The sequence below is a fragment of the Streptomyces bluensis genome (assembly GCF_014650715.1).
In the GTDB taxonomy this organism is placed as follows: Bacteria; Actinomycetota; Actinomycetes; order Streptomycetales; family Streptomycetaceae; genus Streptomyces; species Streptomyces bluensis.
Genome location: NZ_BMVM01000011.1, coordinates 166,869 through 183,956 on the forward strand (window position 1 = coordinate 166,869; position 17,088 = coordinate 183,956).

Consider the following 17,088-nt stretch of genomic DNA (forward strand, 5'->3'; position numbering starts at 1 on the left):
AGGTGCCCTATCCACGGTCTCCTCCCTCGTGTCCGGCCCGTGGTGGCGTGTCGATGCGGTAGCCGACGCCCGGCACGGTGGCGATGATCCAGGGTTCGCCGAGCCGCTTGCGCAGCGCCGAGACGGTGATGCGCACGGCGTTGGTGAACGGGTCGGCGTTCTCGTCCCAGGCGCGTTCCAGGAGTTCTTCGGCGCTGACGACACCGCCTTCGGCGGCGACGAGGACTTCGAGCACGGCGAACTGCTTCCTGGTCAGTGCGACGTAGCGGCCGTCCCGGTAGACCTCTCTGCGGAACGGGTCAAGGCGCAGACCCGCGATCTCCCGTACGGGGGGCCTGTTGTGTGCGCGTCGGCGGTCGAGTGCTCTGAGCCTGAGCGCGAGTTCCTGGAGTGCGAAGGGTTTCGTGAGGTAGTCGTCGGCGCCGAGCTCGAACCCGGAGGCCTTGTCGTCGAGACGGTCGGCCGCGGTGAGCATGAGGATCGGCATGCCGCTGCCGGAGGCGACGATGCGTTGGGCGATCTCGTCACCGGACGGTCCGGGGATGTCCCGGTCGAGCACGGCGATGTCGTAGGTGTTGATGCTCAGAAGTTCCAGAGCGGTGTCGCCGTCACCTGCGATGTCGGCCGCGATCGCTTCCAGGCGCAGCCCGTCGCGGATGGCTTCCGCCAGATAGGGTTCGTCCTCGACGATCAACACACGCATGTCGTCAAGGCTACGAGTCGGTACATATCGGCGGCGTATCGAAAACCGCATACGTGCCGGCAACACGGCGCCGCCTTGGCTGGCGGCATGAACCGAACCCCACCATCAGCACGAACAAGGAGTCGCCGGTTTCGGTGGCTCGTGGTGGTCGATGACTCGATTCCGGCTGTGGCCAACGTGCCGGGGGACGCGGTCGACATCGGGCGTTCCCCCGCGACAGCGTGGCTGTCCCAGCACGGTGCCGCGTACGGGCTGTGCCCGATCCACAAGAACGAACCCTGGCACTACGCACTGCGCCCCGAAGCGACCGATCGTCGCTGTCCGCGTATGTATGCCAACCCCACCCAGGACCCGAGGACGCAGCAGTGACCGGCAGTGAACGAGGACAGACGATGACGCGGGTGGACACGGCGGAAGCCGAACAGCGCGAGGCGGGCCGTCGGGATCCCGGCTCCCGTACCTGGCGCGCGGGCATCCGGCGGGCCATCCGCATCGTCTCCCGGCCGGGGCCCTGGAAGCGCGGCCCGGTTCTTGCGGCGCTGGCGCTGCTGCTGGGCCTGCTCATGTTGCTGCACGCGCAGATCACGGACCGTGGGGGCCTCGGCAGCCTGGTGGAGACGTTCCTGCCGTGGTTCGGCCTGTTCATCCCGGTGCTGCTGGCCGGGGCGCTGTGGCGCCGCTCCGCCTCCGCGGTGGCCGCGCTGCTGCTGCCGGTGACGGTGTGGCTCAACCTCTTCGGCGGGCTGCTCGGCGACAAGTCCCACTCGGGCGGCGACCTCACCGTGGCCAGCCACAACGTCGGCGCCGACAACCCCGACCCGGCCGGCACCGCCCGCGACCTGGCCGCCTCCGGGGCGGACGTGCTGGCCCTGGAGGAGATCACCCCGCAGTCGAAGCCGCTGTACGAGAAGGGTCTGGCGAGGGCGTACCCGTACCACACGGTGCAGGGCACGGTCGGGCTGTGGAGCAAGTTGCCGCTGTCGGACACCGAGCCGGTCGACATCAAGATGGACTACGGGCCGCTGGCGGACACCAAGCCGGTCGACATCAAGATGGCCTACAGCCGGGCGCTGCGCAGCACGGTGGCCACGGACCAGGGTCCGCTGGCGGTGTACGTGGCCCACCTGGGGTCGGTACGTGTGTTTCCCCGCAACGGCTTTTGGACGGACAGCCGGGACCGCGGCGCGAAGGCGCTCGCCGAGGCTGTCGCCACCGAGCCGAACGAGCGGGTGGTGCTGCTCGGTGACCTGAACGGCACCATGGACGACCGCGCGTTCGACGACATCACCTCGCAGCTGCACTCGGTCCAGGACAAGGCCGGGGACGGCTTCGGCTTCAGCTGGCCGACGAAGTTCCCGGTGGCACGGATCGACCAGATCCTGGTCCGCGGCGTGGAGCCGACGAGCGCGTGGTCGCTGCCGGCCACCGGCAGCGACCACCTGCCGGTGGCGGCCGGAATCAGCTGGTGAACCCCGCGTAAAGCCTTCGCCGAGGAACGCCGCAGGGGGGTTCGTCTCCGGTCGGCTGAGCAGACGTTACGCCGCGTGCCCGCCGTCCACCGACAGCTCCGCGCCCGTGACGTACGCCGCCTCCCTCCTGGCCAGATACGCGACCATCGACGCCACCTCCTCCGGCGAGCCGTACCGGCCGACGGCCGTGGCGCCCGCCTGAGCGGGGGCGTAGGGCCCGTCCGCGGGGTTCATGTCCGTGTCAACGGGACCTGGATGGACGAGGTTCGCGGTGATCCCACGCCCACCCAGCTCCCGCGCGAGCGCCTTCGTCAGACCGGCCAACGCGGACTTGCTGGTCGCGTAGAGCGTGCCACCCGGCCCCGGCACCCGCTGGGTCATGCACGAGCCGATCGTGATGATCCGGCCCCCGCGCGCCATGCGCGGCGCAGCCACCTGGGAGGTGACGAACACCCCTCGCACGTTCACCGCCAACACCCGGTCCACATCCGCCAGGGACAGGGACTCCAGAGGCCCGAGCAAGCCAACGCCCGCATTGTTGACCAGTACGTCGAGGCGTCCGAGGGCCTCGACCGCACGATCCACCACCCCGGCGGCCTCGGCCGCGTCCCCGGCGTCCGCGCACAGGGCCAACGCCCGCCGCCCCAGCGCCTCGATCCGCCGTACGACGTCCTCGGCGGCCTCCTTCGCCCGTACGTACGTGATCGCCACATCCGCACCCTCCTGGGCGAGCCGCACGGCCGTGGCCGCGCCGATGCCACGGCTTCCGCCGGTCACGAGGGCGACCTTGCCGTTCAAGTCACCCGCCGAAGCCGAAGCCGAAGCCGCGGTCGCCGTTGAAGCCGAAGCCGAAGCCGAAGCCGAGCCTTCAGCCGAGTCCGAAATTCGTATCGATGTCATGCCCACCATCCCAGCGCCCCCCGCCCCCCACCGCTGGCGGCAAACGGACGAGGACCTCGCTCCACCACGGCCTCCGCCGTGCCGACCGATGAGTTACCGACGCCGGTGGGGTCTGCACAAATGACAGCTGGACAGCAGATCCCCCATCAGCAGATCCCCATCAGTGGATCCCCATCAGTGGATCACCTCACGGAAGGCACCTCACCATGGGCAAGCTCACCCTCACCGGCTTCGTCACCCTCGACGGCGTCCACCAGGCCCCCGGCCGCCGCGACGAGGACCGCCGAAACGGCTTCGAGCACGGCGGCTGGACCGTCCCGTACGGCGACGAGGACTTCGGACGCTTCATCAACGAGGTCTTCGACCGGGCGGGCGCGTTCCTCCTCGGCCGGCGGACGTACGAGATCTTCGCCGGCTACTGGCCGAAGGTCACCGACCCGGCCCACCCGGTCGCCTCCAAGCTCAACTCGCTTCCCAAGTACGTCCCTTCGAGCACCCTCACCCAGCCCGGATGGAACAACACGACCGTCCTCGCGGGCGGCCTGGAGACAGAGGTCGCCGATCTCAAGACCCGCACCGAGGGCGAGGTCCAGATCCATGGCAGCGGCGCCCTGGCCCAGTCCCTCCTCGCCCTCGACCTGATCGACACCGTGCACCTGCTGACCTTCCCCGTCGTCCTCGGCTCCGGCTTGCGCCTGTTCGCGCAGGGGCTGGTCCCGACCGCGTTCCGGCACGTCGGGGGACACATCACCGGGAGGGGAGTCTCCATCCAGACGTACGAACTCGAAGGACGGCCCACGTACGGCTCGTACGACCTGCCCGAGAACTAGGGACGGTCGGTCGGCTTCGGTTAACTCCCCGAAAACTTACGCGAGGTGCCCGGAAAATCATGGAGCTTGTCATTGACATGCCACTGTCTACGCGCGTCATCATGAGCCCATGAGATTCCCCCCACGCATGACACGCATCGGCGCCTCCGCCGCCCTCCTGTCCGCCCTGCTCGTGGGCGGCACCGTCACCGCCAACGCCGCGGACACGTCGGCGGCCGCGGTCGGCCGCATCTGCTACAGCGACCTCCCGGCCCAGGCGTACGACACGCTCGACCTGATCGAGTCGGGCGGCCCCTTCCCCTACCCGCAGGACGGGACCGTCTTCCAGAACCGGGAAGGCATCCTGCCCAGCCAGTCCAGCGGCTACTACCACGAGTACACGGTCAAGACGCCCGGCTCGTCGACCCGCGGTGCTCGGCGCATCGTCACCGGTCAGAAGACCCAGGAGGACTACTACACCGCCGACCACTACGCCTCCTTCGCCCTCATCAACTACACCTGCTGAGAGCCGTCGGCGAACCTGGCCCCGCGTGGAACACCCGCAACACCGGTCGCGGGGCCAGGCACCGTCGCATCCCGACCGCGGCGGTGGTGACGTCAACTCGGCTTGCGGCTGCCGGCCGCCGCGAACAGCGCGAGCGCCAGGACGATCAGCGCGATGCTCACATAGATCTCGTAGCCGTCCAGGGCGCTCCACCGCTGGACGATCCCCCAGCGCAGCTTGCCCGTGAGTTCGTACACCAGACCGCCCGAGCCCTGCACCAGGGCGATGAAACCGAGAAACTCCAGGAACTGCTTCATACCCGGGATCCTCGTCCCGCGGATCCCCCGTGCCATCGGCCCTCAGGGCCAGGCTTGCCCGACGGAAGTACCCGCCTCGTGCGCGGCCGGTCGCCGAAAGTCTGCGGGGCTCCGACTTTGGTCGTCCATCGGGTACGGGGGGACGTGTCCGACGCCGTCGCTGCGTAGATTTGTCGACCGTGAGAGGTGACGATCCGGAGCCCGTGCCCGTGCCCGTGCCCTACGCCCCGCCCGCGCGGGAACTGCCGGGCCGGCGCTGGCTGTTGCCGTCGGCCGTGGCCAGCGGACTCGACCCGGACCGGCCGCACCGCGTCGGGCGCTCCGGCCGTCCCCGGCGCACGGTGCGCGACTGGATCGTCGACTTCACCGTCTTCGTGTTCGCCGTCCTTCTCGGCTTGATCGGCGCGCACGACATGACCACGGATCCCGGCACACCGCAGGCCCTGGCCGCCGTCGACCAGTGGATCGGGGCCCTCGCCTGCGCGGCGGTCTGGCTGCGGCGCAGATGGCCGGTGGGTCTCGCCGTGGTGATGGTGCCGGTCAGTTTCCTCTCCACCACGGCGGGCGGCGCGGGCCTGGTCGCGTTCTTCACGCTGGCCGTGCACCGGCCGTTCCGTCACATCGCCTGGATCGGCGGCCTCTCCATCGCGCTCAATCCGCTCTTCTTCTGGTGGCGCCCCGATCAGGACCTGCCCTACCTCGTGTCCGTCATCCTCGCGGTGCTGCTCGGTGTCGCGATGATCGGCTGGGGCATGTTCGTCCGCTCCCAACGGCAGCTCATGCTGAGCCTGCGGGACCGGGCGCGGCGCGCCGAGACGGAGGCCGCACTGCGGGCCGAGCAGGCGCAGCGGCTCGCGCGGGAGGCGATCGCGCGCGAGATGCACGACGTGCTGGCCCACCGCCTCACCCTGCTGAGCGTGCACGCGGGAGCGCTGGAGTTCCGGCCCGACGCACCCCGCGACGAGGTCGCACGGGCGGCGGGCGTCATCCGGGAGAGCGCGCACGAGGCGCTGCAGGACCTGCGGGAGATCATCGGGGTTCTGCGCGCGGGCGACGCCGAGGACGCCGGCCGCCCCCAGCCGACGCTCGCGGCGCTGGACACCCTGGTCGCCGAGTCCCGGGAGGCCGGCATGAAGGTCGTCCTGGACAACCGTGTCACCGAGTCCGCGGCCGTCCCCGCCTCCGTCGGCCGCACCGCGTACCGCATCGCCCAGGAGGGCCTGACGAACGCCCGCAAGCACGCCCCCGGAGCGGAGGTCACCGTGTCCGTCGCGGGCGCCCCCGGCGACGGGCTCACCCTCTCCGTGCGGAACCCCGCTCCTCCTGGCGACGTCCCGCCCGTCCCCGGCTCCGGCCAGGGCCTCATCGGGCTGACCGAGCGCGCCACGCTGGCCGGGGGCCGCCTGGAGCACGGCGCCGAGGAGGACGGCGGCTTCCAGCTGCGGGCCTGGCTCCCGTGGGGCTGACCGTCCTCAGGGCGTACGGGGCACCACGCGCTGCCCGGCCGTCCCGTACACCCACGCCGACGTGTCCTCGATGAACTCGGACGGGAACCCTGGGCGGAAGTCCGTGGCCTCCTCCAGCCGGGCCGCCACGGCGTCGGGCAGGACGAGTCCGGCCGCGCCGAGGTTGTCCGTGAGCTGCTCGACCCGCCGGGCGCCCAGGATGGGGTGGACGCCGGGGAAGCGGGCCGTCGTCCAGGCGATGGCCACCTGCGCCGGGGTCACGCCGAGTTCGTCGGCGGCCTCCTGCACGGCCTGGGCCACCGCGCGGTCACGGTCGCCGATCGCGTCGGCCGACAGACGGGTCGCCGTCCCCGGCGCGACGCCGCCGGGCCGGGTGTACTTGCCGGACAGAACCCCGTTCTGCAGCGGACTCCACGCCGCGACCGACATGCCGAACGCCTCGGCCATCGGCAGCAGTTCGCGCTCCGCGTCCCGGTTGAGCAGGCTGTACGGCACCTGGAGCGCCGACAACGGGCTCCAGCCCCGCCACTCGGCCAGAGTGTTGGCGCGCGCGACCACCCAGGCCGGGACGTCCGAGATGCCGACGTACAGCACCTTCCCGGACCGTACGGCGTCGTCGAGGGCACGCATGGTCTCCTCGACGGGGGTGTTCCGGTCCCAGATGTGCACCCAGTAGATGTCGACGTAGTCGGTGTCCAGGCGGCGCAGGCTGGTCTCCAGCGACAGGGCGAGGTTCTTGCGGTGGTTGCCGGCCGCGTTCGGGTCGGAACCGTCCCGCGAGACCGTGTACTTGGTGGACAGGACGAAGCGGTCGCGCTGCCCCTTGAGCAGCTCGCCGACGATGCGCTCGCTCTCCCCGCCCCGGTAGTTGACGGCCGTGTCGATCACGTTGCCGCCGACCGCCGCGTACGCGTCCAGGATCCGCGCACACTCCTCCTTGGGCGCCCCCACCCCGCCCTGCTCGCCGAACGTCATGGCCCCGAGGAACAACTCGGACACGCGGAGCCCGGTCCGCCCCAGAAGCCGGTAACGCACGGAACTCCTCTGGAGGTTGAGGACGATGGCGACGACTGACCTTAACGGTTGACGCGGGGTGCGGGCGACGGCTCGGGCGTCCCGGACCGGTCCGTCGGCCGCCTATGGCCGAACCCGCGCGGTCCGCCCCGTACGGCCTCGCGGCACGGCCTCATTACGGTAGGCCGCATGACTGCGATCCGACTGCTCCTGGTCGACGACGACCCCCTGGTGAGAGCCGGCCTGACCTTCATGATGGGCGGCGCCGGCGACATCGAGATCGTCGGTGAGGGCGCCGACGGAGACGAGGTCGAGGCGCTCGTCGACCGCACCCGCCCGGACGTCGTCCTCATGGACATCCGGATGCCGACGGTGGACGGACTCGCGGCCACCGAGCGGCTCCGCGGACGCAAGGACGCTCCCCAGGTCGTCGTCCTCACCACCTTCCACGCCGACGAGCAGGTACTGCGGGCGCTGCGCGCGGGCGCGGCCGGGTTCGTCCTGAAGGACACCCCGCCCGCGGAGATCGTCGAAGCGGTGCGCCGGGTCGCGGCCGGCGACCCCGTACTCTCACCCGCCGTCACCCGCCAGCTGATGGAGCACGCCGCCGGGCCCGGTCCCGACACTCGCCGCACGCACGCGCGGACCCGTATCGCCGTCCTCAACGACCGTGAGCGCGAGGTCGCCGTCGCGGTCGGCCGGGGCGCCTCGAACGCCGAGATCGCCGCCGGACTGTTCATGAGCGTCGCCACCGTCAAGAGCCACGTCTCCCGCATCCTCGCCAAGCTCGACCTCAACAACCGGGTGCAGATCGCGCTGCTGACCTACGACGCGGGCCTCCTGGAGGACCTGGAGGAGGGCGGGCACCCCTGACAGGGCGACAGCGGGGGTCTCAGCCCCGCGCCCCCGGGATCTCCCCGAGCCGAACAGGACGCCGCTCCAGGCGGGACAGCTCGCACGCCTCGGCGATGCGGAGGGACTGCAGGGCCTCCCGGCCGTCGCACGGATTGGCCCGCTCACCCCGCACCACCTGCACGAACGCCGCGACCTCCGCCTCGTACGCGAGCGCGAACCGCTCCAGGAACCCCGTCCACGGCTTGTCGGCGGGCGGCGGCCCGGACGGCTCGGTGGACGCGATCGGCGTCCGGTCGTCCAGCCCGACCACGATCGTGTCCAGTTCCCCGGCGAGCTCCATGCGGACGTCGTATCCCGCGCCGTTCTGCCGCGCCGCCGTCACCGTCGCCAGCGTCCCGTCCTCCAGCGTGAGCACCGCCGCGGCCGTGCCGACGTCACCCGCCTCACGGAACATCGCCGGCCCCGCGTCGGACCCGGTCGCGTACACCTCGGCGACCTCCTGCCCGGTCACCCAGCGCAGAATGTCGAAGTCGTGGACGAGACAGTCCCGGTAGATCCCACCGGACAGCGGCAGATAGGCGGCCGGCGGCGGCTCCTGGTCCGCCGTCGTCGCCCGCACCGTGTGCAGCCGTCCGAGCCGGCCGGACCGCAGGGCGTCCCGCGCGTGCGCGTACCCCGCGTCGAAGCGGCGCTGGAACCCCATCTGGAGCACGGTCCCGGCCGCGTCCACCTCGGCCAGCGCGTTCAACGTGCCGTGCAGATCAACGGCGATGGGCTTCTCGCAGAAGACGGGGAGCCCGGAGCGTGCTGCCCGACCGATCAGTTCGGCGTGGGCCGCGGTCGCCGTCGTGATCACCACGGCGTCCACCCCCCAGGTGAAGATCTCGTCGACCCCGGGCGCCGCCGTCTCCCCGAGGCGGTCCGCGAGCTCATGGGCCCGAGCGGTGTCGACATCCGTGATGATGAGCGAGCCGACATCACGGTGACGGCTGAGCGTGGTCGCGTGGAACGTACCGATGCGACCAGCGCCTATGAGTCCGATGCGCATGGGAACAACCTGAGGTCGATCACAACATCGTGTCAATGCTTTGTCCGGACAACCGGACTACACAACTTCCCGTCAACAAGAGCCGGAGCTACGCTCGGGCCGTGCCGAAACCAGAAGTGGACCCGACCGTGTCGCTCCAGCTCAGCGTAGACCGCAGCAGCCCGGTCCCGCTGTACTTCCAGCTGTCCCAGCAACTGGAGGCCGCGATCGAGCACGGAACCCTGACCCCCGGCAGCCTCCTGGGCAACGAGATCGAGCTCGCCGGCCGTCTCGGCCTGTCCCGCCCGACCGTACGCCAGGCCATCCAGTCCCTCGTCGACAAGGGCCTCCTCGTGCGCCGGCGCGGCGTCGGCACCCAGGTCGTGCACAGCCAGGTCAAACGCCCGCTGGAGCTCAGCAGCCTGTACGACGACCTGGAGGCGGCCGGACAGCGCCCCGCGACCCAGGTGCTCACCAACGCCTTCGCCCCCGCCTCCGCCGAGGTCGCCGCCGCGCTCGGTGTGGGCGAGGGCAGCCAGGTGCACCGCGTCGAGCGGCTGCGACTGGCCCACGGCGAGCCGATGGCGTACCTGTGCAACTTCCTGCCCACCGGGCTCCTCGACCTGGAGAGCGGCCAACTGGAGGCGACCGGCCTGTACCGGCTGATGCGCGCCGCGGGCATCACCCTGCACAGCGCCCGCCAGACCATCGGCGCCCGCGCCGCCACCGCCATCGAGGGCGAACGACTCGGCGAACCCGAGGGCGCCCCCCTCCTCACCATGCAACGCACCACGTTCGACGACACGGGAAGAGCGGTCGAGTACGGCACCCACATGTACCGCGCATCGCGCTACTCGTTCGAGTTCCAACTGCTAGTACGCTCGTGAGGGGGCGCGCCCCTTAGGGGCGCGGGGCTGTGTCGATATGCGGCTCCGCCGCGTGGGCGCGACCAGCCACCACGAATCCGCAGACAAGAACCGGACCTCACCCCGGCGGCGCCCCCCGCAGCACTCCGCGGCAGCGTACGGCAGAATCGGCGCGATGAGCACCTACCGCGACTTCACCCACCGCGGCTCCGCGCGGGCCACCGTCCTGCGGACCGTGGGAACGCGCGAACGCCGTTCCCACCTCACCGCCCCGCGCGTGCCCACGGTCGGCATCGACATCGGCGGTACGAAGGTGATGGCGGGCGTCGTCGACGCCGACGGCAACATCCTGGAGAAGCTCCGCACGGAGACCCCGGACAAGTCCAAGAGCCCGAAGGTCGTCGAGGACACCATCGTCGAGCTCGTACTGGACCTCTCCGACCGCCACGACGTGCACGCGGTCGGCATCGGCGCGGCCGGCTGGGTCGACGCCGACCGCAACCGCGTGCTGTTCGCCCCCCACCTGTCCTGGCGCAACGAACCGCTGCGCGACCGCCTCGCCGGACGCCTCGCCGTCCCCGTCCTGGTCGACAACGACGCCAACTCCGCCGCCTGGGCCGAGTGGCGCTTCGGCGCAGGCCGGGGCGAGGACCACCTCGTCATGATCACGCTCGGCACCGGCATCGGCGGCGCCATCCTGGAGGACGGCCAGGTCAAGCGCGGCAAGTACGGCGTCGCCGGCGAGTTCGGCCATATGCAGGTCGTGCCCGGCGGCCACCGCTGCCCGTGCGGCAACCGCGGCTGCTGGGAGCAGTACAGCTCGGGCAACGCGCTCGTCCGCGAGGCCAGGGAACTGGCCGCCGCCGACTCCCCGGTGGCGTACGGGATCATCGAGCACGTCAAGGGCAACATCTCCGAGATCTCCGGCCCGATGATCACCGAGCTGGCCCGTGAGGGCGACGCGATGTGCATCGAGCTGCTCCAGGACATCGGCCAGTGGCTCGGCGTCGGCATCGCCAACCTCGCGGCGGCCCTCGACCCGTCCTGCTTCGTGATCGGCGGTGGTGTCTCGGCCGCCGACGACCTGCTCATCGCCCCCGCACGGGACGCCTTCCGCCGCCACCTCACCGGCCGCGGCTACCGGCCCGAGGCCCGTATCGCGCGCGCCCAGCTCGGGCCCGAGGCCGGCATGGTCGGCGCCGCGGACCTCGCCCGGCTCGTCGCCCGCCGCTTCCGCCGCGCCAACCGCCGCCGAGTGGAGCGTTACGAGCGCTACGCGCGGTACGCGGAAGGCCGCCGTACGACCCAGGACTCCGCATGACCCCCTCGCTGCCCCGCCAGACCCCGACAGCGGAGGAGCCGCCCGGGCCGCCGGAGAGCCGGGGCCGTGTGTTCCGCCGCCGTGCGCTGACCCTGCTCATCATCGTGCTGCTGATCGGTGTGCCGGCCGGCTATCTGGTGATCTCCGCCAACCAGAGCCGCGACAGCGGCAAGGACAAGGAGGAGAAGTACTCGGCGACGGGCCTCACCGCGGGCTGGCCCTCCCGGGTCCAGCGCCGCCTCTACCAGGTGCCCATCCCGCCCTACTCGGACCATGTGGCGTACTACGAGACGAACAACTGGAAGACCAGCCGCCTCTACGTCCAGTTCCGCACCAGCAACAAGGGCCTGGACCGGATGCTCGCCGGTGTCGGCGCCGACACCGATGACCTGCAAAGGGGCGAGATCTCGATCGGCACCCGCGACCGGCGGATCGTGGGCTGGGAGTTCACCGGGCCGGGCCCCTGGCTCGGACTCGTCCGCGAGCGGAAGAACCCGGCGCCGACGCTGGACATCGTCGTGAACCGTTCGAACCCCCGGCACCCCATGGTGTACGTCGTGTCGCGGACGACCCCCTGACGCCCCGCCCGCCAAGGGGTGCGGAAGGACTCCGGAGCCGATTGTCGGACCCCGCCCGTAGAGTCGGAGACGTCTGATGCGACTGACGGGTGGGAGGTGACCGAACGTATGCGGGACGGGGCCGTGGCGACGACCGAGGGGGCCATGACGGCGGCTGCCCCCGGAACCGACGACGTGCGTGCCGTCTCCCCACGACTCGCGGCCGTGTTCGTGCCCGCGCCGCTGCCGCGCCAGGGGCGGGTGGCCTTCTGGGACCCGGAGGGCGGTTCCGGACCCGGCCCGTCCGCAGGTTCCTGGCCGTCCACCCGTCCCGGACAGTCCGCCCATGACGACGGTCTCACCTCCGACGGTCTCACCGCCGACGGCCTCACCGTCGTACGGCGGCACGGCGCCGGAGCCCGCAGGGCCACCGTGCCCGCGGTGACCCTGCCGCTCGGCGAGGCACTGCCGCTGCTCGCCCGCGCCCGCCGTGACCCCGCCGCGCATCCCGCCACGGCCTGCTGGGGCGCGGCCACGCTGCACGCCCTGCGGCTCGTCGCACGCGGGCGGCTGCTGCCGGGGCTGACCCCCCAGGGGCACGACGCGTGGCGGGCGGGACCGCTCGACCCGGACGACATCGCGCATCTGAGAGCGGTGGCGGCGGCTCTCCCGTACGAGGGCCACGCCGTCCCGCTCCCCGGGAAGGGCCCCCTGCGCCTGCCGGAGCCGGAGGCGCTGATGCGGTCCTTCCTGGACGCGGTGGCCGACACCCTGCCCCGGACCCCGGCCGCGCCGTACACCTCGGGGAAGCCGTTCGCGGCGGCCGCTCCGCAGCGTCTGCCCGGTGCGCGGGACTGGGCGGCGGAGGTCGCCGCGGGCATGGACGCGGGCGTACGGATCTCGCTGCGCCTCGACCTGTCGGCGCACGACCTCTTCGACGACGGTGAGGGCGCGCGGCGGGCCGGTGCGGCCGTCGTCCAGGTCCACAGCCTCGCCGACCCCACCCTCGTCGCCGACGCGGCCGCTCTGTGGGCGACAGACGCCGGGCGCGCCGCTGCCGCCCTCGGTCCACGCGCATGCGTGGACGCCGCCCTCGCCGTCCGCCGGGCGGCCCGTGTCTGGCCGCCCCTGGAGCGGCTCTCCGAGCAGGACGTGCCGGACGTCCTCGCTCTCTCCGAGGAGGAGCTGTCCGACCTGCTGGGCGTCGCGGCCACCCGGCTCGGCGCGGCCGGCGTCGCCGTGCACTGGCCCCGGGACCTGGCGCAGGACCTGAGCGCGGCGGCCGTGGTCCGGCCCGCCCCCGGCTCGGCCACGGACGGCACGGGCTTCTTCGAGAGCGAGGAACTGCTCCAGTTCCGCTGGCAGTTGGCGCTGGGCGGTGATCCGCTCACCGAGGCCGAGATGGACGCCCTGGCCGAGGCCCACCGTCCGGTCGTCCGGCTGCGGGACCAGTGGGTGCTCGTCGACCCGGCCCTCGTCCGCAAGGCCCGTCAGCGCGAACTCGGCCTGCTGGACCCGGTCGGCGCCCTCTCCGTGGCGCTCACCGGCAGCGCGGAGGTCGACGGGGAGACGGTGGAGGCGGTGCCGGTGGGCGCACTGGCCGTGCTGCGGGACCGGCTCACGGCCGGGGTGGAGACCGTCGAACCCCCGCCCGGGCTGGCCGCCCGCCTGCGTGACTACCAACTCCGGGGCCTGGCCTGGCTCGACCTCATGACCACTCTCGGCCTCGGGGGCTGCCTCGCCGACGACATGGGCCTCGGCAAGACGGTCACCGTCATCGCGCTGCACCTGCGCCGTGCCCGCCGCGCGCCGACCCTCGTCGTCTGCCCGGCGTCGCTGCTGGGCAACTGGCAGCGGGAGATCACCCGTTTCGCGCCCGGCGTCCCGGTCCGCCGCTACCACGGCCCGGACCGCACCCTGGACGACCTGGACGGCGGCTTCGTCCTCACCACCTACGGCACGATGCGGTCGGCGGCACCCAGACTGGCCGACCAGTCCTGGGGAATGGTGGTCGCCGACGAGGCCCAGCACGTCAAGAACCCGTACTCGGCGACCGCGAAGGCGCTGCGGACGATCCCCACGCCCGCGCGCGTAGCCCTCACCGGCACACCGGTCGAGAACAACCTCTCCGAGCTCTGGGCCCTGCTCGACTGGACGACACCGGGCCTGCTGGGCCCCCTCAAGTCCTTCCGCGCCCGCCACGCCCGCGCCGTGGAGAACGGCGAGGACGAGCAGGCGGTCGAGCGCCTCGCCCGCCTGGTCCGCCCCTTCCTCCTGCGCCGCAAGAAGTCGGACCCCGGCATCGTCCCGGAACTCCCGCCGAAGACGGAGACGGACCACCCGGTGCCGCTGACCCGCGAACAGGCCGCCCTGTACGAGGCGGTGGTGCGCGAGTCGATGCTGGCGATCGAGACGGCGGACGGTATCGCACGCCGGGGTCTGGTCCTCAAGCTCCTGGGCGCGCTCAAACAGATCTGCGACCACCCGGCGCTGTACCTGAAGGAGGAGCACCAGGGACAGCAGCCCCCGGGGGCCGACCGTCTGGTGGCCCGCTCCGGCAAACTCGCCCTGCTGGACGAGCTGCTGGACACCCTCCTCTCGGAGGACGGCTCGGCGCTGGTCTTCACCCAGTACGTGGGAATGGCCCGGCTGATCACCGCGCACCTCGCCACGCGCGCGATCCCCGTGGAACTGCTGCACGGCGGCACCCCGGTCAAGGACCGCGAGCGGATGGTGGACCGCTTCCAGAGCGGAGCCACCCCGGTCCTGATCCTCTCCCTCAAGGCGGCGGGCACGGGCCTGAACCTCACCCGCGCGGGCCATGTGATCCACTTCGACCGCTGGTGGAACCCGGCCGTCGAGGAGCAGGCCACCGACCGCGCCTACCGCATCGGCCAGACCCAGCCCGTGCAGGTCCACCGCCTCATCACCGAGGGCACCGTCGAGGACCGCATCGCCGAGATGCTGGAGTCCAAACGAGCCCTCGCCGAAGCCGTCCTCGGCTCCGGCGAGTCGGCCCTGACCGAGCTGACGGACCGCGAGCTGTCCGACCTGGTGTCACTGCGGAGGACATCATGAACGGGGACGCCGGGCGGCCCGCCGATGCCGCTCGCCGGGCGCTGCGCGCCGCGCGGGAACGGGACGCCCGCGTACGCGACGAGCGTGAGACCACGCCCGGCACGGAGCGGGAGGCACGGCCGGGTGACGCGGCGAGGGAGGCACTGCGGCGGGCCGTCCAGGGGGAGCGGGCGCGGGGGGACATGGAGGGCCCCGGAGAGCCACGGGCCGAAAGCGCCACCGCCGCACCGGACTCCGCCGCGCCGGACACGGCTCCGTCCACGCGCCCCGGTGACATCGCTCGCGAGGCGTTGCGCGCGGCCCGGCAGATGCGCTCGGACGCCAAGGACGAGGAAGCCAAGCCCTCGCGCCGTACCACCCGCCCCGCATCGGCGCGTTCCCGGGCGGAGCGAAGCCCCGGAAGCCAGGAACGGGGCGGACGTGTCCGGGAGTTGCGGGAACGGCTCGCGGGAGCCTTCGAGCCGCCCGCCGCCGACGGGCCGGGTAAGCCAACGGCCCAGCACCGCGACGCACCTCCGCCCTCCCCTGCGACCACCCCGTCCACCCCCACGCCCCCGTCCACCCCCACCACATCCCACGTCCCCCGCACGATGGCCGCCCCCACCCTCCCCCACTCTCGGCTTCGCTCGACCGGGGGGACCCCCATCACGGAGCTGCGCCGCACCTTCGCCGCCCTCCCCCCGCGTTCCCCGGCGCCCGGCGGCACCGACCGGTTCGCCGGGACCTGGTGGGGCAACGCCTGGGTGAACGCGCTGGAGGAGGGAGCCCTGGACGCGGCGCGGCTGGCACGGGGGCGGGCGTACGCCCAGCAGGGGCACGTGGACGCGATCACCGTCACCCCCGGACTCGTGCTCGGGTACGTCCAGGGGAGCCGCCCCCGGCCGTACCGCGCGCAGGTGCGACTGCGGACGCTCTCCGACGCCGACTGGGACCGCTTCCTGGACGCGGCGGCCGAACGGCCGGGGCACATCGCCGCGCTGCTCGACAAGGAGATGCCCCAGTCGCTCGCCGCGTGCGGAGTACAGCTGCTGCCCGGCCCCGGCGACCTCGAACCGCACTGCAGCTGCCCCGACTCCGGCCACCCCTGCAAACACGCCGCCGCGCTCTGCTACCAGACGGCACGGCTGCTGGACGAGGACCCCTTCGTCCTGCTCCTCCTGCGCGGCCGGGGGGAGCGCGAGCTGCTCGACGCGCTGTCCCGGCTGAGCGCCGCCCGCGCGGCCCGCGCCGCCCAGGACCAGGACCCCACGCCCCTGCCCGGCGTCCGCGCCACCGACGCCCTCGCCCCCCGGACCCCGCCACCGCTTCCCGCGCCGCTGCCCCCACCCCCGCACCCGGAACAGCCCCCGGTCTACCCGGGCGCACCGGGCGGCCCGGACCCGTTCGCACTGGACCAGCTGGCCACCGACGCGGCCGCACGCGCTCACGCCCTGCTCACCACCGGCCGCGACCCGGTCGCCGAACTGACGCTCTGGCAGGACGCGGTACGGCTCGCCGCCGCCCGCCCCGGCTCCGGCCTCACCGCCGCCACCCGCGCCCTCTACTCCGCACTGGCCACCGCCACCGGCCGCACCCCGGCCGACCTGGCCCGCGCGGTCGCCGCCTGGCGACAGGGCGGACCGGAGGGGCTCGCCGTCCTCGAAGAGCCCTGGGACCCGCCCGCGGGCCGCTTCGACCGCGCCCGACCGCTCCTCCTCGCCGCCGACCTGCCCGCCTTCCGCCCCCGGCGTAACCACCTCACCCACCCGCACGGCCACATCCAGCTCCGCCTGGGCCGAGACGGCCTCTGGTACGCGTACGAGTCGGAACCGGGCCGCGAGGACTGGTGGCCCAGAGGCACCCCCGACCTGGACCCGGTGGGCGCCCTGACGGGCCTGGGAGCGGCCGACGACGTGTGAGGGCCGCGATCGCGCCCAGGCCCAGTGGCCCCACGTACACGAAGCCCCGCATCAGGTGAAGGAGGTGTGAGGGTCCCCTGGCGAAGTTCGGGATCCCGGTGTGGAGAGTGGGGGTCCCGGGACGGAGGACTTGCGCGGGGACGCTAGCGTGGAGCGGTGAGTGAGACGCAGACGCCCGCCCTCCAGTACCGCTTGGACGGTCCGGAAGACGCCCCGGTCCTCATCCTCGGCCCCTCGCTCGGCACGACGTGGCACATGTCGTAGAAACCGTCCACGGGTGTCCCGTTGGTCCAGGGTGAGCGC

Annotated in this window: 15 protein-coding genes and 1 pseudogene; 11 read left to right on the forward strand and 5 right to left on the reverse strand. The window is 72.5% G+C overall.

What is annotated here, in order from left to right; genetic code table 11:
- Positions 1–7: 7 nt before the first annotated feature.
- Positions 8–703, reverse strand: a complete 696-nt coding sequence (locus tag IE262_RS25770) for a response regulator transcription factor (protein WP_134028326.1) — start codon at positions 701–703, stop codon at positions 8–10.
- A 177-nt stretch (positions 704–880) separates the two neighbouring features.
- On the opposite strand from IE262_RS25770, the pseudogene IE262_RS25775 reads away from it, so the two are divergent.
- Positions 881–1,072 (forward strand): annotated as a pseudogene (locus IE262_RS25775) (M15 family metallopeptidase domain-containing protein); the annotation flags it as partial.
- A gap of 23 nt (positions 1,073–1,095) precedes the next feature.
- Positions 1,096–2,172: an endonuclease/exonuclease/phosphatase family protein gene (locus IE262_RS25780; protein ID WP_134028325.1), complete on the forward strand. Its 1,077-nt coding sequence runs from the start codon at positions 1,096–1,098 to the stop codon at positions 2,170–2,172.
- 66 nt (positions 2,173–2,238) lie between these two features.
- Here the strand turns inward: IE262_RS25780 and IE262_RS25785 are convergent, their stop codons facing one another.
- Positions 2,239–2,949, reverse strand: a complete 711-nt coding sequence (locus IE262_RS25785) for an SDR family oxidoreductase (RefSeq protein ID WP_373305135.1) — start codon at positions 2,947–2,949, stop codon at positions 2,239–2,241.
- Between the two features lie 329 nt (positions 2,950–3,278).
- On the opposite strand from IE262_RS25785, the gene IE262_RS25790 reads away from it, so the two are divergent.
- Complete coding sequence (locus IE262_RS25790; protein ID WP_189876954.1) at positions 3,279–3,902, forward strand: dihydrofolate reductase family protein; 624 nt, start codon at positions 3,279–3,281, stop codon at positions 3,900–3,902.
- Positions 3,903–4,011: 109 nt separating this feature from the next.
- Positions 4,012–4,407 (forward strand): guanyl-specific ribonuclease, encoded by a 396-nt coding sequence (locus tag IE262_RS25795; protein ID WP_189876956.1) that lies wholly within the window; start codon positions 4,012–4,014, stop codon positions 4,405–4,407.
- Between the two features lie 92 nt (positions 4,408–4,499).
- On the opposite strand, the gene IE262_RS25800 is transcribed toward IE262_RS25795, so the two are convergent.
- Positions 4,500–4,703: a hypothetical protein gene (locus tag IE262_RS25800; RefSeq protein WP_189876958.1), complete on the reverse strand. Its 204-nt coding sequence runs from the start codon at positions 4,701–4,703 to the stop codon at positions 4,500–4,502.
- Between the two features lie 170 nt (positions 4,704–4,873).
- Between IE262_RS25800 and IE262_RS25805 the strand changes: the two genes are divergently transcribed.
- Positions 4,874–6,169 (forward strand): sensor histidine kinase, encoded by a 1,296-nt coding sequence (locus IE262_RS25805; protein ID WP_373305136.1) that lies wholly within the window; start codon positions 4,874–4,876, stop codon positions 6,167–6,169.
- Positions 6,170–6,175: 6 nt separating this feature from the next.
- Here the strand turns inward: IE262_RS25805 and IE262_RS25810 are convergent, their stop codons facing one another.
- Positions 6,176–7,204, reverse strand: a complete 1,029-nt coding sequence (locus IE262_RS25810) for an aldo/keto reductase (protein ID WP_134028315.1) — start codon at positions 7,202–7,204, stop codon at positions 6,176–6,178.
- 168 nt (positions 7,205–7,372) lie between these two features.
- Between IE262_RS25810 and IE262_RS25815 the strand changes: the two genes are divergently transcribed.
- Positions 7,373–8,056: a response regulator transcription factor gene (locus IE262_RS25815; RefSeq protein WP_189876960.1), complete on the forward strand. Its 684-nt coding sequence runs from the start codon at positions 7,373–7,375 to the stop codon at positions 8,054–8,056.
- Between the two features lie 19 nt (positions 8,057–8,075).
- Here IE262_RS25815 and IE262_RS25820 read toward each other — a convergent pair whose 3' ends face one another.
- Positions 8,076–9,086: a Gfo/Idh/MocA family protein gene (locus IE262_RS25820; RefSeq protein WP_189876962.1), complete on the reverse strand. Its 1,011-nt coding sequence runs from the start codon at positions 9,084–9,086 to the stop codon at positions 8,076–8,078.
- Between the two features lie 128 nt (positions 9,087–9,214).
- Here IE262_RS25820 and IE262_RS25825 point away from each other — a divergent pair, with 128 nt between their 5' ends.
- The 5 genes from IE262_RS25825 (at position 9,215) to IE262_RS25845 (ending at position 16,785) form a co-directional block, all read left to right on the forward strand.
- Positions 9,215–9,952 carry a GntR family transcriptional regulator gene (locus tag IE262_RS25825; RefSeq protein WP_189877147.1) on the forward strand — a complete coding sequence of 246 codons (738 nt, stop codon included), beginning with the start codon at positions 9,215–9,217 and terminating at the stop codon, positions 9,950–9,952.
- 154 nt (positions 9,953–10,106) lie between these two features.
- Positions 10,107–11,252 (forward strand): ROK family glucokinase, encoded by a 1,146-nt coding sequence (locus tag IE262_RS25830; protein ID WP_134028311.1) that lies wholly within the window; start codon positions 10,107–10,109, stop codon positions 11,250–11,252.
- The gene (locus IE262_RS25835) at positions 11,249–11,830 is read left to right on the forward strand and encodes a sugar kinase (RefSeq protein WP_189876964.1); all 582 of its coding nucleotides are present in this window, start codon (positions 11,249–11,251) and stop codon (positions 11,828–11,830) included. The genes IE262_RS25830 and IE262_RS25835 overlap by 4 nt, the downstream gene beginning before the upstream one ends.
- Before the next feature lie 144 nt (positions 11,831–11,974).
- Positions 11,975–14,887, forward strand: coding sequence for an SCO1167/SCO6262 family helicase (locus IE262_RS25840; protein ID WP_229877492.1), 2,913 nt, complete (start codon positions 11,975–11,977; stop codon positions 14,885–14,887).
- Complete coding sequence (locus tag IE262_RS25845; RefSeq protein ID WP_189876966.1) at positions 14,884–16,785, forward strand: SWIM zinc finger family protein; 1,902 nt, start codon at positions 14,884–14,886, stop codon at positions 16,783–16,785. The genes IE262_RS25840 and IE262_RS25845 overlap by 4 nt, the downstream gene beginning before the upstream one ends.
- Positions 16,786–17,088 lie beyond the last annotated feature (303 nt).

What these genes read in the sequence shown, in the direction of transcription:
- IE262_RS25830 (WP_134028311.1), top strand. Translation starts at nt 10,107, where the DNA reads ATGAGCACCTACCGCGACTTCACCCACCGCGGCTCCGCGCGGGCCACC.
- IE262_RS25780 (WP_134028325.1), top strand. Translation starts at nt 1,096, where the DNA reads ATGACGCGGGTGGACACGGCGGAAGCCGAACAGCGCGAGGCGGGCCGT.
- IE262_RS25815 (WP_189876960.1), top strand. Translation starts at nt 7,373, where the DNA reads ATGACTGCGATCCGACTGCTCCTGGTCGACGACGACCCCCTGGTGAGA.
- IE262_RS25820 (WP_189876962.1), bottom strand. Translation starts at nt 9,086, where the DNA reads ATGCGCATCGGACTCATAGGCGCTGGTCGCATCGGTACGTTCCACGCG.
- IE262_RS25845 (WP_189876966.1), top strand. Translation starts at nt 14,884, where the DNA reads ATGAACGGGGACGCCGGGCGGCCCGCCGATGCCGCTCGCCGGGCGCTG.
- IE262_RS25840 (WP_229877492.1), top strand. Translation starts at nt 11,975, where the DNA reads ATGACGGCGGCTGCCCCCGGAACCGACGACGTGCGTGCCGTCTCCCCA.
- IE262_RS25770 (WP_134028326.1), bottom strand. Translation starts at nt 703, where the DNA reads ATGCGTGTGTTGATCGTCGAGGACGAACCCTATCTGGCGGAAGCCATC.
- IE262_RS25800 (WP_189876958.1), bottom strand. Translation starts at nt 4,703, where the DNA reads ATGAAGCAGTTCCTGGAGTTTCTCGGTTTCATCGCCCTGGTGCAGGGC.
- IE262_RS25795 (WP_189876956.1), top strand. Translation starts at nt 4,012, where the DNA reads ATGAGATTCCCCCCACGCATGACACGCATCGGCGCCTCCGCCGCCCTC.
- IE262_RS25790 (WP_189876954.1), top strand. Translation starts at nt 3,279, where the DNA reads ATGGGCAAGCTCACCCTCACCGGCTTCGTCACCCTCGACGGCGTCCAC.
- IE262_RS25835 (WP_189876964.1), top strand. Translation starts at nt 11,249, where the DNA reads ATGACCCCCTCGCTGCCCCGCCAGACCCCGACAGCGGAGGAGCCGCCC.